At 44.4% G+C, this 16,976-nt stretch carries 18 protein-coding genes and 1 other annotated feature; of the genes, 2 read left to right on the forward strand and 16 right to left on the reverse strand.

What is annotated here, in order from left to right:
• From J6I68_RS16605 to J6I68_RS16680, 16 genes are all read right to left on the reverse strand, one after another.
• A partial coding sequence (locus tag J6I68_RS16605; RefSeq protein ID WP_292221934.1) for a glycosyl hydrolase family 28-related protein occupies positions 1–290 on the reverse strand: 290 nt, incomplete at its 3' end.
• Positions 280–1,677, reverse strand: coding sequence for an MGH1-like glycoside hydrolase domain-containing protein (locus J6I68_RS16610; RefSeq protein WP_292221935.1), 1,398 nt, complete (start codon positions 1,675–1,677; stop codon positions 280–282). The genes J6I68_RS16605 and J6I68_RS16610, both read right to left, overlap by 11 nt.
• 4 nt (positions 1,678–1,681) lie before the next feature.
• On the reverse strand, positions 1,682–2,524 hold the full coding sequence (locus J6I68_RS16615) for a carbohydrate ABC transporter permease (protein WP_292221937.1): 843 nt from the start codon (positions 2,522–2,524) through the stop codon (positions 1,682–1,684).
• A 14-nt stretch (positions 2,525–2,538) separates the two neighbouring features.
• Positions 2,539–3,459, reverse strand: a complete 921-nt coding sequence (locus tag J6I68_RS16620; protein WP_330622565.1) for a carbohydrate ABC transporter permease — start codon at positions 3,457–3,459, stop codon at positions 2,539–2,541.
• Positions 3,460–3,541: 82 nt separating this feature from the next.
• The gene (locus J6I68_RS16625) at positions 3,542–4,939 is read right to left on the reverse strand and encodes an ABC transporter substrate-binding protein (protein ID WP_292221939.1); all 1,398 of its coding nucleotides are present in this window, start codon (positions 4,937–4,939) and stop codon (positions 3,542–3,544) included.
• Between the two features lie 196 nt (positions 4,940–5,135).
• Positions 5,136–5,996, reverse strand: a complete 861-nt coding sequence (locus J6I68_RS16630; RefSeq protein WP_292221941.1) for a helix-turn-helix domain-containing protein — start codon at positions 5,994–5,996, stop codon at positions 5,136–5,138.
• An 18-nt stretch (positions 5,997–6,014) separates the two neighbouring features.
• On the reverse strand, positions 6,015–6,884 hold the full coding sequence (locus tag J6I68_RS16635; protein ID WP_292221943.1) for a glycoside hydrolase family 43 protein: 870 nt from the start codon (positions 6,882–6,884) through the stop codon (positions 6,015–6,017).
• Positions 6,885–7,040: 156 nt separating this feature from the next.
• On the reverse strand, positions 7,041–8,321 hold the full coding sequence (larA, locus tag J6I68_RS16640) for a nickel-dependent lactate racemase (protein ID WP_292221945.1): 1,281 nt from the start codon (positions 8,319–8,321) through the stop codon (positions 7,041–7,043).
• Between the two features lie 306 nt (positions 8,322–8,627).
• Positions 8,628–9,392 carry an energy-coupling factor transporter transmembrane component T family protein gene (locus tag J6I68_RS16645; protein WP_292221947.1) on the reverse strand — a complete coding sequence of 255 codons (765 nt, stop codon included), beginning with the start codon at positions 9,390–9,392 and terminating at the stop codon, positions 8,628–8,630.
• A complete protein-coding gene (locus tag J6I68_RS16650; protein WP_292221949.1) occupies positions 9,389–10,207 on the reverse strand; it encodes an energy-coupling factor ABC transporter ATP-binding protein in 819 nt (272 codons plus the stop codon). The genes J6I68_RS16645 and J6I68_RS16650 overlap by 4 nt, the downstream gene beginning before the upstream one ends.
• Positions 10,204–11,043, reverse strand: a complete 840-nt coding sequence (locus tag J6I68_RS16655; RefSeq protein WP_292221950.1) for an energy-coupling factor ABC transporter ATP-binding protein — start codon at positions 11,041–11,043, stop codon at positions 10,204–10,206. Before J6I68_RS16655 ends, J6I68_RS16650 begins: the two co-directional genes overlap by 4 nt.
• Complete coding sequence (locus J6I68_RS16660) at positions 11,043–11,600, reverse strand: hypothetical protein (RefSeq protein ID WP_292203218.1); 558 nt, start codon at positions 11,598–11,600, stop codon at positions 11,043–11,045. The genes J6I68_RS16655 and J6I68_RS16660 overlap by 1 nt, the downstream gene beginning before the upstream one ends.
• A 183-nt stretch (positions 11,601–11,783) precedes the next feature.
• Positions 11,784–12,028: a binding site (T-box leader), on the reverse strand.
• A 66-nt stretch (positions 12,029–12,094) separates the two neighbouring features.
• Positions 12,095–12,709, reverse strand: coding sequence for an HdeD family acid-resistance protein (locus J6I68_RS16665; protein WP_292221951.1), 615 nt, complete (start codon positions 12,707–12,709; stop codon positions 12,095–12,097).
• A gap of 49 nt (positions 12,710–12,758) precedes the next feature.
• Positions 12,759–14,306, reverse strand: a complete 1,548-nt coding sequence (locus tag J6I68_RS16670) for an O-antigen ligase family protein (RefSeq protein WP_292221952.1) — start codon at positions 14,304–14,306, stop codon at positions 12,759–12,761.
• 39 nt (positions 14,307–14,345) lie between these two features.
• Positions 14,346–15,023, reverse strand: a complete 678-nt coding sequence (locus J6I68_RS16675) for a hypothetical protein (protein ID WP_292221953.1) — start codon at positions 15,021–15,023, stop codon at positions 14,346–14,348.
• A gap of 2 nt (positions 15,024–15,025) precedes the next feature.
• Positions 15,026–15,181, reverse strand: coding sequence for a hypothetical protein (locus J6I68_RS16680; RefSeq protein ID WP_292221954.1), 156 nt, complete (start codon positions 15,179–15,181; stop codon positions 15,026–15,028).
• A 186-nt stretch (positions 15,182–15,367) separates the two neighbouring features.
• On the opposite strand from J6I68_RS16680, the gene yihA reads away from it, so the two are divergent.
• Positions 15,368–15,994: a ribosome biogenesis GTP-binding protein YihA/YsxC gene (gene yihA, locus J6I68_RS16685; protein WP_292221956.1), complete on the forward strand. Its 627-nt coding sequence runs from the start codon at positions 15,368–15,370 to the stop codon at positions 15,992–15,994.
• Between the two features lie 75 nt (positions 15,995–16,069).
• Positions 16,070–16,552, forward strand: a complete 483-nt coding sequence (locus J6I68_RS16690; RefSeq protein WP_292221958.1) for a hypothetical protein — start codon at positions 16,070–16,072, stop codon at positions 16,550–16,552.
• The last annotated feature ends 424 nt before the right edge of the window (positions 16,553–16,976 follow it).

Raw genomic sequence — 16,976 nt, forward strand, 5'->3', positions numbered from 1 at the left:
GCAAAGAGAAAGCATCCCCCTTCCCAGCCGTCCACTTCATTGTCATCGCCACATTCCCTGAAATAATCGATAATATCCTTTTCATCAAGGCTGGAAATAAGGCGGGCGCCGTGCTCAAGGTGCAGCTCCACATCTGACTTAAGACGCAAAGTCCCTGAAAGGAAACGCCCTGCAGGTATCAGCACTCTTCCGCCTGTAGAACTGCAGTCATCAATTGCTTTTTGTATGGCAGCGGTGCACTTTGTCTCTCCGTCAGACACAGCGCCATAGTCTAAAATGTTATAGACCATTGTATCTGTATAATTCCTTTCCTTCTAAGTCAGTTTCAAGCCTTACGCCTCTGTCAAAGCAGCAGATCTGTCTGTCATCTATAAATGCATAAGCCTTTTCCTTAACATGCTCAAGCTTATAGACATGGCCATTTAAATACTGTTCATAGTAGCCGGTGCTTTCTTTTACACTGCTCCAGATCAGCCTGTCCCTAAGGGCCACAACTCCATACATCCTGCTGATATACTCTAGTACTGCAAGCATGGCCGGTCCATATGCATCCTGATTTCCATCAACGCCTTCAAGTGATGGTTTCATGGTAAAGGGGTCATACTGCTGAACAAAAATGCAGTCCTCTCCTATTGCCTCAAAGAGCTTTCTTCCAAGCTTTGGGATAAGGTCATAATAGCCATAATTTTCCAGGGCTGTTATGGCTCTTTGATAGGTAAGGGCCTGAGCCTGTCCGCTCCAGTTGTTTACATTCTCATTTCTGTATAAAGGATCTGAAACAGAAACCGATGGAAGCGGCATCTTTGTCCAGAACTCTTTTTCATTTAAGAGATGCTCACTTACAAACCTCTTTGCATCCTTAGGAAACATACTCTTCCAGTACATCATCCTGAGATTATTGTGGATAAGCGTATCCATCTTTTCATGCTTATTGTTCCTGTCAAAGAAGGCTCCTTTTTCCTCATCCCACAGAATGTCACGGATTCTTTTCTTAAGCTCATCCGCATCCTGCCTGTGGCGGTCAGAGAGCTCTTTATCGCCCTTTATCTCAGCGATCTCAGCCATGGCATCCCTGGCAGCATAGGAATAACTCATAAAATCCATCGAAGCCATGGGCACAACTTCAAAGCCCTTGGGCGGCTCATCGCTCTCCCAGTAATCAGGCGCATCGCCGTATCTTACAGCGTTGTCCTCTCCGGTGTCATATTTACACCAGCTCTCAAGACATCCGTCATTGTCTGAGTCACGGACTTTCCACAGGTACTCATCATATTTTTTTAGCACTTCATAGAGCTGATCAAGGTAAGCAGGATTTTTTCCTGTCATGTAGTAAACATCAAGGGCAGGACCGGGAAAACAGAACCCCTGAAACTTGTCGTACTGGGGAACCACCGCATCTTTCACGCACTCAATGCTTCCAGGAAGCCTTCCATCGCTTCTTTGATTGTCCATGAATATTTTCTGATTGTTTAAGGCTACTTCGAGATTTCTTTTCCCATACATGGCACCGCCCATGGGCTGGGTCTCGATCCACACCTTGTTGTAGCCGCCGCCCTCAATAAGGACGTTTCTTCCGGCAAAAGACTTAACGTTGAGCCTGCACTTTTCTTCCGCAGAGTCAAAAAGCTTTTGCAGAAGTCTATCTGAAATCTTAAAAACTACTTTAGTTTCTTCCATAAAATCATCCCTTCAGGCCACTTGTTCCAATGCCCTCAACAAGGTACTTGTTGAAGAACAGGAAGATTAAAAATACAGGAATAAGTGACAGTGTGGACATGGCGAACATTGCTCCATAATCTGTAACTGACGCAGAGTCTGCAAAGAGCTTGATGGCGATCGATGCCGTGTAGGACTGAGGTCTTGACAGGTAAAGCAGTGGTCCCATGTAATCATCCCACTTCCAGTAAAACTGGATTATGATGGTCGTAACAATTGCAGGCTTTAAAAGTGGCAGGATGATCCTTGCGTAAATGCCATACTTGCTGCATCCGTCTATTTTAGCTGCCTCGTCAAGCTCCCTTGGAATACCCTGCATGAACTGCATCATCTGATAGATGAAGAATGCCTGTCCGCAAAAGTAAGGAAGGATCAGCGGAACATATCCAGGTACCAGGCCCAGCCTGTAGTAAATAAGGTACTGAGGGATCATGATGACCTGTCCTGGAAGCATCATTGTTGCCAGCATAAAGGTAAACCAGAGCTTCCTTCCCCTGAACTTTATCCTTGAAAAAGAATAGGCCACAAGGGATGAAGACAGCACTGTTCCAAAGGTTGCAATTGTAGTTACAAAAAGTGAATTCTTAAAAAATGTAGCAAAGCTTGTTCCGCCAAAGCCCTTCCAGCCTGTGTGGTAGTTTGAGGATTTGAAAACCTCGGGAACAAGGCTTAAGGTTCCTCTTAGGATCTCAGCATTATCCTTAAAGGATCCGCTTATCATCCATAGAACCGGATATATCATCACAAATCCAAACATAAGGACAAACAGATGATAAATGATCTTCATTACAAGTTTCTTTTCTCTCATCCTGATCTGCCCCCTTAACCTTCTGATTCGCTAAATACCCAGAACTTGGAGGTTCTGAATATCACAAGTGTGATAAGACTCATGACTACCAGCATCACCCAGCTCATGGCACAGGCGTAGCCCATGTTGTTGTACTTAAATGCCTGGTTGTACACGTTGAGGGCATAGAGCATTGTGGCGTTATTTGGTCCGCCTCCCGTGATGACAAAGGCCTGGGTAAAGGTCATGAAGGCTGAAATTGTCTGCATTATAAGGTTGTACAAAATGATAGGTGAAAGACAGGGCAGAGTGATCTTAAAGAATCTCTGAAAGCCATTTGCTCCGTCAATTTCAGAAGCCTCATAATAGGTCGTTGGAATCTCTTTTAGCCCTGCTGCAAAAATGATCATGGAAGATCCAAACTGCCACACTGCCATCAGGATAAGAGGATAGATGGCAAGAGCTTCGCTTCCAAACCAGTTTATCTTTTCAAATCCCATATTCACCAGGACTGAGTTAAAAAGACCTTTTCTGGCAAAGAGCTGCTTCCAGACAAGGGCTACAGCCACTGATCCGCCAACAAGTGATGGCACATAATATAGTGACCTGTAGAAGGTTACCATTTTGCTTTTTCTTGTTAAAAGAAATGCCACCAATAGGGCGAAGGTAAGCTTAAATGGCACTGCGATAAATACGTACTGCAGGGTCTTGTTTATTGACTTTAGGAATACTTCGTCCTTAAACAGCTTAAAGAAATTTTCAAGTCCCACAAACACTGCCATCTTGCTTCCAAGTGAATAATCCGTGAATGCATAGTAAAGCGACATGCAGATCGGAATAAATGAAAAGCAGACAAATCCAAAGATAAATGGTGCTGCGAAGACATGACCCACAACATTGTCATTATTAAGAAAACTGCTGAGGGTATCTGCTTTGGTTTTCTTCATATCTCCCATGAAAAAACTCCCCTTTCAAAATCCTTAGGAAAAAGAAATCCTGCCCGTTTTTAGGCGAGCAGGATTTTTCTGAACTAAATAATTACTTGAAAATAGCCTCGGCATCGGCATAGGTCTTTTCTGCTGCCTCTGCTGCTGTGATCTCTCCACTTACAACCTGCTGGATGTAGTTAAGGTAATTGTCCTGTACCTGATCCTGTCCATCTGGAGAAAGAACGTTGTACTCCTTAGGTGTTGGATTCTTGCTGACAGAATCTACATAGTCGTACATGATCTGCTGACCCTTTGTTGCAGATGCTGAAAGTGCTGCTCTTACGTCTTCGTTAGCGGGAATTCCTCTTTCAGCCTGAAGGATATTGTTGCAGTCGATGTCGTTCTCAAACCAGCTGATGAATGCTGCAGCGGCTTCCTTGTGCTCTGAATCCTGTGAGACGCAAAGCATCTGGGAGGACTGGATCAGAGCTCCGGAATTGCCACCTGCTGTAACCTTTGGAAGAGGTGCAAGAGCAAGCTCTCTTCCCTGATCTGCACAAACATTGTAGATTGTAGGGAACTGGTTTACAGCAACCCATGTCATTGCAGCCTCTCCTGTTACCAGGAAGTCGTTCTCAATGTTTGTAACCTCTGCAGAGGCACCTGCATCAGGATAGGATCCCTTCTTTATCATATCTGCTCTCATTTGGATGAAAGGGGTGAGCATCTGTGGATCATCGAATCCCATTCCTGTGAGGTCAAGGTTAAAGAAGCTGTACTGACCAAGGTCTCCCTGCTGTCCAATGTATGTTGAACAACCTGCGATAAAGTCTGAAGTAAGGAATGTGGAAGAGCCAAAGATTCCAAGCTTTTCTGTAATTGTATCTGCTGCCTTCTGGTAGTCTTCCCATGTCCAGTCTTCCTTAGGAAGCTCTGCTCCTGCCTCCTCAAACATGGCAGGATCATAAGCTATACCGTAAGTGTTGATTCCGTTTGTAAGGCCAAGCTGTGTTCCATCAGTCTCTCTTGTGGTCTTAAGGTTTGCCTCTGAGATCTTGGACACATCCACAACACCTGAAGCGATGTACTCATCAAGTGGGCAGATCTTATCAAGATACATTGGGAAGTTTCCACCAAGCTGGAAAACATCCCACACTTCATCAGAAGCAACCAGTGTTTTTAGCTTTGTAAAATAATCATCAAATGAGTAGTACTCGTATTCAATTGTTACGTTAGGATTAAGGCTCTCATAGAGCTCGATTGCTGCGATTGTCTTATCGTGTCTGTCCTGTGATCCCCACCAAGCCATACGAAGTGTAATTGGCTCATCAGAAGCAGGAGCTTCTTCTTTTGTCTCTGTCTGAGCAGGAGCCTCTGCAGCATTAGCATCAGCTGGAGCATCTGTCTGTGTATCAGCTGTAGCGTTCTCTGCCTGACTTCCACAGCCTGCAAGTGAACCTGTAATCATGGCCATCGCCATTAGTAAACTCACTAACTTTTTCTTCATTTTTTCCTCCAATATCCCTGTTGCTTTGGTTCAAAAAATAGAACTATTGCAACATTTCCTTCTCACTTGTGTTTAAATTCATAACTTTTCAAGACGTCTTTTGTTGTTAAAATCTTATAACTAGAAGGAGGGATTTTCAATATTTTAGGGCATTTGTGACAACAAAGTGAAAACCCTTTTAATTTTCAAACTATATTTACCGCACCTTTAAAACAGATTTGCGGTACTGAAGCGGAGATACCTTCATCTGCTTTTTGAACACTCTCTCAAAATAGGTCAGACTGTCGTATCCAAGGCGATTTGCGATCTCTGCCATGCTCATATTTTCGTCCATAAGATACTGCTTACTGGCAACGATCCTGTAGAGGTTTATATATTCAGAGATGGTGAAGTTTGTGACCTCCCTGAAAATCCTGCACAGGTACGCCTTGCTCATGTAGAACTGGTCCGCCAGCTCAGACACAGAGTCGATCTTCTCATAGTTTTCCGCAATGTAATCCGCCACCTGGTGAACCTTTTTCTGCTTCTCGATGTGGGGCTTAACGCCAGCTTCGTTGAGCTTTCCGAGCTTTCTTTTCTGAAGCCTGTCCTGTTCAATGAATATCTTCATGATCTCAAGCTTTATCCTGCCCTCGGTAGAAGCGCTCCTTTTCCCAATGGCCAGCTTTTCAATGTTTGTAAGGATGTCCTGGAAATACTCATCCTCAGAAACCTGATAAACACCGTGGTGTTCGGAAAAGAACTTTTTCACATCAACGCCAAACATGCTGCACATTGGGGCGATGGCGCTCTCCTTAAGTTCAATAAGGAGCCTGTCGTGATGGCTTCCGCCGATGATGTTGGTCTTGGCTATTTTGCTCTTGTCGATTATGGTGATGGTTCCCGGCATCATGCGGTAACAGGTTCCCTGGTAAAAGAAATATCTCTCCCCGTCAAATATGTACTGCATCTGGTATTCGTTGTGATAAAATCCAAGACCCTTGGTGAAGTCCTGATTTCTTTTTACTCTTCCAACTGCGATACCGTTAAATTCACCTTTGTAAACTTCCTCAAACATTTTCCACCTCAGAAAAAACTAGTTCTTAGAAATCTCTTTTTCGTCCATCTCGATAAATACAGGGTGCTCCTTTGGAGTCTCATTGGGCTGGTGGAGCACCAGGAAAAGCTCCCCTTCAAAGGTCTCAAACAGCATTCCGTGGCCCCCGTCCTTGTCAAAAAGTGGCTTGTCATCCACCGACCAGTTCCCGCTTATATCCCCGTTGTCTGAGCGGGCGATGCCTTCAGCATACCCAGATCCTGCCATGGTGGCCCAGAGCATTATCAGCTCTCCGCTTTTTAGTCTGTGAAGGAAAGGGCCGTCAGTGACGTACACAGGGCCATCCCACAACCTGTGAGTTATACTCTTAACCCAGGGCTGCGCCTGCGATGCAGCAAAAAGAGTTCTTGGCTCAGACACAGGTCTTTTCAGGTCTTCTGAAAGTTCCACTGCGCATATCTGCCCATCTCCAATATCCATCCACTCATGGGAGAAAACCATATATGGCTTTCCCTCCGGCGACAGATAAAATGTACCATCCAGACAGTTCCACTCATCTGGTGTTATCTTGCCTTCACTGTGTATCTTAAATGGTCCAAGAGGCTTTTCAGCCTTAAGGATCATGGTTCCCTTCATATCCAGGGCCTCAGAATTAAAGGTTGCAAACATATAAAAAGCCCCTTTATACACATGTACTTCCGGAGCCCAGTAATTCTTATCAGCCCAGAAATCTTCAGGCTTGTGGAACACTTCAAATGGTCCCTCCCAGGAAACAAGGTCCCTGCTTGTATAGCAGTCAAAGCCATCCGCCTTTCCCCAACAGGTCTTAGCCCTGGTTCCGTACATGTAGTAAACGCCCTCATATGGCAAAACAAAAGGATCTCTGATATTTATCTCTTCCAGTCTCATTTTTGCACTCCTTTATTAAAGTGAAATCTTTTTTATAATAGCACAAAAAGAGCCCACATTTCGTGAGCTCTTTTTCTGGGTAGTTTACCATTCACAGTTTCCACTCGCGTTAATACATGACACGGGTACATGCCACGGGGACAGTTCTTTTGGCATTTAGTCGACACCCTCTACCATTGGAACTACGCTGCCGCCGTAGGGGATAACGTAGACGCTCTTGCCGGTAAAGTCTATGCCCTGAGTAAATAGTGAGGCATCGGTGAAGGCCTTCATTCCCATGGGCTCTGTGGTGTCGTTATCGATGGTTGTAAGTATCCTGACTTCTCCCTTTTTAAGGTTCTCAACAGTAAGGTAAAAGATGAAGCCGCCGATGGTAAAATCGGCCCTGAGAGCAGGGTCAAGGTTTCCCTCTTTAAGTGGCGAAAGCCATGCTGTATAGTCGGGGGCTCCGCACCCTTCTGGGCACTTGCAGAGCCAGAGCATCTGTCCGCCTTCCTTCATGGCACGGATTCCGTTCATCATACCTTTACAGCCCTGGTAAAGGTTCATGTCCTTTGGGGCTCCGCCGCTACTTACAATCACAATATCTGCCTCGTGGTCGATCCACTTCTCGTAGCATTTTTTCTGGAACAGACAGCTCTCCTTCCAGGCTTCATACAGGTCTCCTCCAAAGAGACCGCTGAACCTGCCGCTTGTGGCCACCACAATGTTGATGCCGTAGGTGACATCCACTAAGGCTGCTGCTTCATTCATATCTTCATTTATGGGATTGTCCTGCAAAAGAGCACATCCAACCCTTGGGTCTGAGTGGGCGATATTGGGATCAAGGGCCCTCTGGTGGTTCTGGCGGATGGTCTTTCTTGAAGCAACTCCCGGAAGAATGTTCTTTCTTCCTCCTCCAAAGCCTGCCATCATATGATGCACTGTTCCACCAACCACGATGACTTTGCGGCCCACAACAAGAGGATTTACACGAACTTCCGTCCCCCTGGAGGTTGTTCCCACATAGGTGCACTCAGCGTCGCAGTCGTGGTCTATAACTGTAACATTTGAGTACATATAGGAGCCTGCTATTATTTCTTTTTCCTGCTCCGTGGACTTTCTGTGAGTGCCAAGAGCTATAAGGATGGTGATGTTTTCAAAAGGCACCTTCATCTCATCATGAAGGTAATGTCCAAGAAGGGTTATGATATCCCCCTGGTGCATCCAGCTTCTGGTGATGTCGGATACTACAATCGTAACCTTATCTTCAGTGCTTATCTTGTCCTTCAAAGGTTCTGATCCGATGGCCTTATCAGTAACCGCAGCTAAAAATGCTGCCTCCACATCCTCGATCTCAGGCATCGGATCCGGATTTAACACTTCCACAGACACAGCGCCCTTTACCTTGATCTCAACTTCCTCAGTTCCATATTTCAGCTTTGCATTATAGTCCATATTACTCCTGCCTCACTTGATATGAATTTCTACTTGTCAAAAATGTCAACCACACGATTTTTCCTATAATTATGCTTCTCTCTGCCAAAATTATATGCCTTTTCCTGGCCATTTTGATCATACTCACTTGCAGACCTGAAATAAGACATATAAATGAACTGGGTCAAAGGGAATTTATATGTAATTTATTCCAAAAACAATCATTGAAACGCAAATATTTAAAAAAAGACATATAGTTCCACCTGAATCTAAGTGTTTTATATGACCATAACACGATATCATATATCAAATATCTGGCGCTTGGTATTAAGCACCCCATAAAGCAGTGATCGCAATTAGCGCGACCAGCACCGCAACAGTCACAAGATCCCGCACTCCAAATGGGTACTCCTTGTATCCGCTCTTGTAGCCCCTAAGTTCAAATCCCCTCATCTCAGCGGACATAGCTGATACATCTACCTTCTTAAGGCTGGACACCAGGAGTGGCACGCACAGCGGCGCAACAAGTCCAATCTTCCTGAAGATGTTTTTGGTATCAAAGTCTACACCTCTTGCCTTCTGAGCATCCTGAATGTCATGGAACTCTGTGGCAAAAATCGGCACAAAGCGAAAGGCGGTGGTAACAATAAACGCATACCGATAGGGCAGATGAAGTCTTTTGACCAGTGCGTTGCACAGATCATTCATCTGTGTTATGGCAAAAAGCAGCATCAAGGGAAGCATGGCTGCAATAACGCGAAGTGACAATAGTAGCGCGCTCTTAAGGCCTCCCGTAGTAAACAGAACAAATCCCCCTATCACCGCAAGGGGCTCTCCGTCTCTTACGAAAAAGAGCTGTATCACGAACATGATAAGTCCCAAAAAGAACAGGTTCCTTGTAAGGAGGATAGCTCTTTTCGCAATGCCGCAGGTGGCGGAAATAAGGATCATCAGTATGATCAATCCCACCTCTGCAAAGACGTTTCCGCATATGATAGCTGCTATCCCGTAAAGAAATGCCGCAAGAAGCTTGGTCACAGGATTGAGCTTATGAAGGAAGCTGTCGCCTGGCACGTAGTTTAAAAGGTTCATAGCGCACCTCCCTTCCCTGCCCTGCCACGAAGGGCAGCAAGCATGTCCTCTACTGTAAACACATCCTTAAACTCATCTCCAAAGCGAAGAGCCAGCTCTGGGATCTGTGCCGGAAGAACTCTTGCCTTTTTCAGGACCTCAACATTTTTCATCATCTCATTTGTAGGTCCCTGGCCTAGGATCTGTCCATGATTTAATACCAAAACGTTCTTTGCGTAGGACTGAACCAGCTCCATGTCATGGCTAACCATAAGGACTGTGACGCCCTTTTCCTGATTGAGCCCAGTGACATGATCCATGATGCGGATACACTCAAGGTAGTCGAGACCTGTTGTTGGCTCATCCAGAATAAGGAGCCCCGGCTCGCAGGCAAGAACACTGGCAAGAGCTATCCTCTGCCTCTCTCCGCGGCTCCTGGAAAACGGGAACCACTCAGGGTCAAGGTCAAAGGTTTCAAGAACTGCCCTGGTTCTATCCGCTATAAGATCAGAAGGCCAGCCCTGGGCCTTCATGGAAAAAGCTATCTCATCCTTTACAGTGTTTTCGCAGATCTGCCTGTCCGGATTCTGGAAAAGAAATCCACAGTCCCTGGCAAGAGTACTGGACGGGGTTTTCAAAGTGTCTTTTCCGTTTAGATATACATGGCCTTTAGTTGGATGTAAAAGCCCGTTTACAAGACGGCTTATGGTACTCTTTCCCGCGCCGTTAGCACCGATCAGTGCAACGAAGTCTCCCTTTTCAATGTGAAAAGAAAGATCGTTAAGTATAGGCCTTTTCTCGGAGTATCCGAAACTGACATTTTCAAAACGTATCATTTCAGTATCCTCCTGACCATTTTTTCTGCTTCGTCCACAGTAAGAGTAACCTCGCCGTCATATATCTTTTCGCTGATAAGCGAAGCGGAAAGCTCTGTTACTCTTGGAACGTTGATGCCAAGGTCCTTGAAGGTATCTATGGAAGAAGCCATATCCCCTGGCGTTCCGTAAAATGCGATCTTTCCCTTATCAAGAACCATCATATGTTTAACATACTCACAAAGGAGCATGATCTTTTGCTCGACAATTATTACTGTGATACCTTTTTCTCTGTTAAGATCTGTCAGTATCTTAAATATCTCTCTGCTGCTCTCAGGGTCAAGTTCACCTGTGGGCTCGTCAAGAACAATCACTTCAGGTTCAAGGGCAAGAATTGATGCTATGGCAACCTTCTGTTTCTGTCCGCCTGAAAGGCCCTCTATCTCCCTGTCCCGCAGGTCCTCTATTCCAAGATCCTTAAGGACTCTGTCCACGCGCTTTGCTATCTCTTCATAAGGAACTCCAAAATTCTCAAGGCCAAAGAGTATCTCATCCTCCACCACAGATGCCACCATCTGGGAATCTATGTCCTGGAAAACCTGGCCCACTTTCCTTGCAAATTCTTCTGCAGGGTGCACAGCTGTATCCACACCATCTACAGTTACTGCTCCGTAAAAATCCCCTTTTATCTTCTGAGGGATTATTCCGCTCAGTGCAAAAGTAAACGTAGTTTTACCGGCACCTGAAGTGCCGGTAATTCCTACGAAGTCTCCATCTGCTATTTCAATATTGATACCATCAAGGGCAGCGCTCTTGCCGCCCTGATATACAAATCCTAAATTCTTAACTGAAATCATTAGTCTTCTTTGTTCCCCATAACTTTGTTAACCGGAATGCTAAGTACTGTAACGATGACCATATTAAGGAGCGCTGTCACAATAGTTACGATCGACATGCTCACAAACTGTGCTCCAGGCATTGGCTTGGCATATGTGAGTGCTGCAAGTCCAACGAATGCAAATCCCGAAACCAGGGTTGCAAGGAATGTGCAGACAACTGGCTTAACATACTTAGGAATAACAAGCCTTATAAGAAGGCACATTGCAATTGCTCCCAGGGTCTCAGAGCCAAGTCCAAGCCATGGCATTGATGTTCCGATCTGCGAGATTGCTCCTGAAATAAGTCCGATGGCTGCTGCCTCTTTAAGGTTTGGCTTGATGATAAGAATAGCCAGGCAGTATGTTGCGATAAGGAAATTAGGATGCATGTTGCCAAGGGCAATGACCCCTGCAAACATTCTAAGAACAATGCCCACTGCCATCATGACTCCCACAAGGATAAGGTTTCTGGTGTTAGCAAGACCCTTCTTCTCCTCGACTACTACTTCTCTTCTTTCAGTGCTCTGTACGTCCATTTTTTGTCCTCCTTGCCGGTTTTCGGCGCATAATAGTGTAGTTTAGGGACATTTATCTGATTGCATGACGCTTGCGACATGCACGCGCCGAGTGCGGTTGCTTCAGCAACAAATTCCTTTCGCACGAGTGCGCATCATTGTTTTTTACAAAGTAAAAAACTCCTGTCCCTGTATGAAGTTTCATACAAGGACAGGAGTATTATCATCCTGCGGTGCCACCTTGTTTATCGGTAAAACCGATCCCTCATGAGAAAGCTACCACTTCCTCTACTCTGTAACGGGAGTTCCCGTCGAATACTACTCTGGCAATTGCCATTTTGCTTCGCCCTCAAAAGCCCATTCCTTCACTCATCCACTGCAGCCTCTCACCACCAGCCGCTCTCTGTGAGCTTCATAAATGAAGTACTCCTCTTTCTCATTGGTTTAGCAAATTGTAGCACTAAAGTATTCCGGTCGTCAACACAAATTTTCTATCAGAATATCAACTATATTTCTCACTTTTCAGCGCTGTCTGAGGATACAATTTCTGCTGTTGTATCAACAGCTTCAGCGTCTTTCATTTCTCCTTTCACAGCTCTTTCAAACTTGCCAAGCCTTGATATGGTCCAGAGGTTTGAAAGTCCGTCATAGGCAAGGAATCCACCGATAAATTTGACCAATAGCTCTTTTACCACAGATGGATAGAACAAAAGAAATGCACCAAAGCCTACAGTTATAAGCGCCAAGATAAGGGATACCCACCAGTAGCCGTATTTATATCTTATGAGCGATATTGTCTGCCACAGATTCATGAGGCCGCTAAGAAGGATAAACACTCCAAAGAGCTTAGGGATAAGGTCTGTGAAGGTGTCAGGCTTTAGGAAAATCCATACACCAATGACTGCAACCACAACTCCCAGGGCAAAGCCGCCGCTCATTGCGATGGTCCTCTCCTTGTGCACGAAATAGCTGATGATCATGACGCCACCTGCCAGTACCAGTAAAACTGCCAGGGCTCTCGCCATGATTACAAGGCTTGCATTGCTCCAGAAAATAAGAACGCAGCCAATGACTATCATGATCAGGGCTTCAATTATGTGATTCCATTTAAGGGCTTTTAGTCTTTCCATATTTCCTCCAGCAACAATTTGTCATAATCGAATTATCAACTCTATTTTCTCACATTTTTGTATCTTTGTTAAATGCCACCGCTTCAGAAAGTCCGATCAAAACAAACACCATTGGAGTTGTCAAAAACTGCTGGTAGCAAAACATACCATGCCCCACATATCCAGCCGCACCGGCAGCAATGGCTATCAGAAGAAGCCTTCCATTATCATCTTTTTGAAGGAAAGATGCTCTGATACTTCTTACGATGGCCAGAACAAATATCAGAAAATAGGACAGTCCTGCAAATACGCCTCCTTCAATAAATACAGTCAGCCACTCATTGTGGGCATTATCCAGAACAAGCTCCGTGTACTTTTCCATGTAGGCAGACATCATACCCGGTCCAATGCCAAGAACTTTTCTCCACAGCGGAAGATCTCTGTACATCTCCATGACTCTGGTCCAGATAAGTCCCCTTCCATTGCCCCAGCTATGGTCAAAGTTTTCATAGCCCGACAAAAGGTTTCCTTTTCTAAGCGCAAATGTCCCTACCAGTGCTCCAGCAGCCAATATTATGCATAGGGTGAAAAGAGCTATGACTTTTGGAGATTTCTTTTTTAAAAGCCCCTCTCCCGCAAAATAAAGCAGTGCTCCGAATATAAGCAGCAAAAAAGGAAGTGGTCCCTGAGCTACCCAGATTGACAGAGGGTCGATCTGATGAAATCGAAGGGAAAAGATCTTTTCCAAAAATCCAGTAGATATTACTGATATTGAGATGATCATGTAGGAAAGTCCAAGGCTCCTCACCTTATCGCCCTGGGCAATATACATGACGGTTATCATTACAAACTCTATGAAAACAGCCGCATAGGCGCTGTCAGAATTCTGAGTCACTAAACTTGCGGAAGACAAGACCATGAATACGATCGACAAAACCTTGCTCAAAGGCTTTTCTTTTGCCGTGAAAAGAAATATCCCAAGAGGGTACAAAAGGCATAGATAGGTGGAGTACCAGGTGGCCTGTCCTATTGTGGAAAGAAACCTGATCTGCCCTAAGGGATCAACTCCTTTGTAAAAACCGAAGGGGTCGATAGAAAATCTATTGAGGATCCCAAGAAGGAATACCGCGCAGCCTGTAATTAGGGCTGCATAAAGCCATGTATTGGCATATTTTCCAAATTTTGAAACAGAAAATAAAAGAAATACCAGAAGCGCCTGAAATAGCAATCCCGTCCACCATCCATCTGCCCCTGTAAGAGACCTGTTGGGACCACCGGAAAGGACAAATGCCACAAAAGAAAAACACAGATATACTAAAGCTATTGTATCTACCAAGGATATTGGTATTTGATCATAGCGCCAAAACCTTGTATAAAGCCCCCATATTAGGGCAGAAAAAAAGCATCCAGCCGAGAAGGTGAGGAAGAAACCAAACTTAAAAAGATCAATGTTAAAGTATCCTCCGGAAGGAGAAATTGCAAGAGGACAAACGATAAAAAGCAGATACATGTATATCGCCACTATCGTCTTTAACCCCTTATATTTCTCTTTTCCTCGTACCAGGGCCATGTTCCAAAGAACATAGCCCAGTACGGCAATTCCAAGCTGAATGCTCATATTTTATTATCTACTTTGCATGATGCTAATAGTAAAGCATCAGTTGCCAGGTTTTGTAACGGTCTCATTTCCACCGCCCATAGTGGTTATACCATTATCACTTTTAACATAGGTATCATACTTAACCAGTGCAATTGTTGCCTGAGTATAATCTACAGGATCATTATATGTATCGTGTACCAAATTTACTGTAACATAATTTGTTTTCGCTTCTTCACCCCACTGCATACCGGAAATCGTCTTTCCACCAGGGAATACAAGCACATATCCATAGGAATATCCTTCCTGCTTAAAGCTATCAGGAATACCAATCTTGATATTGTCAACATCCTTTGCTGTTCCTGGTACTACCTTACCATTTTCTGTCTTTTTGAAGTAAACGTCAACTATAGGGCCAACCTGAAAATCTGCCTGATGTAATCCAGCCTCATCAGAGTAGGCTGATCTGTATCTATTAGCTACATTGTTTATTGATGCCATAGCTCCTGAACTCTTTGCTGTATCTGTATCAACAGTCTGTACATAAAGAGCTGAGCCGCCCTCGTTTGATACGCTTGGAGCTACTGCAACGCCCTTAACCTTATTTGCAAGGTAAAGTCCATTTGCTCCTGACTTAATGCCATCAACAGTCTGATGCTCAACCTTCGCACCTTCTTCCTGGATCTGCTGAACCTGCTCCTCTGCAAACCTCTTAGATTCTGCGTATGGATCAGGCATATCTATTGAATATCATTAGGACTATTATACCTGTCCTCAGAAGCACTACTTGCAGCCGTTACCTCTGTAGGCATATTGCACAGCGCCATAAACATAACTGCCAAAAAAACTGTGGAGCAAATGATAGTAAATTTCTGTTCTTTGATTTTCTTTAACATTCTTTATCCTCCAAATTACATTTTTTTAGAGCGTCGGTACGTTCCATGTTATTACTTTATTCGTTTTACCGTCAACATATAAACCATAAAATAATTGTAAAATTGCCCTATTTTGAAACATTATTTCGTTTATTGTCACATAATATGATTTTGTTATAATGGACATAATGAATGGAGATAATAACTATGGTAATTAAGAATGTAAATCTTGAAACAGTTTGTGGAATAACCAGTACGCTCCCTGAAAATGAACATCCGGAGTTTGCTTTTGCTGGAAAGAGTAACGTAGGAAAGAGTTCACTGATAAATGGCATCATGAACCGCAAGAATTACGCCCGCACCTCTCAGGAGCCAGGTAAGACCCAAACTATCAACTACTACAACATAAATAATGAATTCTATCTGGTAGACCTTCCAGGCTACGGCTTTGCAAGAGTTCCAGAGAAGGTCAAGGCTCAGTGGGGCAAGATGGTTGAAAAATATCTTCACACCTCCAGGCAGCTTCTTAGAGTGTTCCTGCTTATCGACATCCGTCATGAGCCTTCAGCCAATGACGTTCAAATGTATCAGTGGATCGTGCACCAGGGCTTCCAGCCAGTAATCATCGCCACCAAGTCTGACAAGATCAAAAAGAGTCAGCACGAAAAGCACCTTAATATGCTGCGCCAGACTCTGGGCCTTCCAGATGATGTTAAGATCTTCCCATACTCAGCTCTTTCTAAAGAGGGAAGGGACGACATCTATGATTTCATGGATGAACTTCTTGCAGAGGCAGATGGCAGTGGTGACGGGGAAACCACTGTCAAGGCCTGATGAGCTGAAGGTAACTGATCCGCAGATCAATTCTATGTAACAGATAACAACTATGTCAGTCAGAAAGGAAAATGTATGAAAAAGTTTGATAACAACAAGAAAACGGGGATTATTTTTGGAGCAGTAATTGCAGCACTGGTGCTGTCTGGAGTTCTCATTGCAGGCCTGCTCATTGAGTCAGGCCGCATCAGGAAGTTTAAGGTTGACGTATTTGTACTGTGTAACGAGTCAGATATCTGCGTAGCTAAAGGACCAGATGGCACAGTAAAGGTACATCAGGGCAACCTGCCAGCTATCTATAATATTCTTCAGAAGTCTCATGGCAAGACAAAAGCAGAAACTAAAGAGCCTTCAAATTCAATATCTCTTGAATTCAAGTGCCACGATGAACAGTGGACTATGACTATTGATGAGATAGATTCTGATGTCTTAAGGATTGGTCTTTCAGGACCTAAAGAAAAAGAAATGTACTTTACTAATAAGGGCGCCTATGGAGAATACGCCCAGGCCGTATCCCTAAAGGGCTACAACACACCAAATAAAGCTATCGGAAGGTAAAACTTCATATCCCGCTGCTTGAATTGTAACGTCCTAAAGAAATCACTCAAGGGGCTTTCACGGCATATCCTCGCAGACACTCGTAAATACCAGCCTAACAGCTATTACGGCCGGTCGTATCTGCTCCGGTATTCCATGATCCCCTTGACCGATTCCTTCAGGGCGTTTTTTGGTAATCAAGCGGGCTATGAAGGTGTGCCATTGGGGATGGTTTTTTTTGCTCTGCCACCAGTTCCGTCATGCGCAGTATTGAAATTGCATACAATTATTTAGGGTTCAGCGACTTTTGTGCTAAAAATGGCTGTTTTTCAAAATGGGGTACCATGGTTTTTACAGTATATCGATAAGTGCTGTGCGTGTTAGTGATACCCTAGGCACTTTTTGCAACGTATTTGCTTATTCCCTGCATTTACTGCCGCTTAAT

This window comes from Butyrivibrio sp. (assembly GCF_017940685.1).
In the GTDB taxonomy this organism is placed as follows: Bacteria; Bacillota; Clostridia; order Lachnospirales; family Lachnospiraceae; genus Butyrivibrio.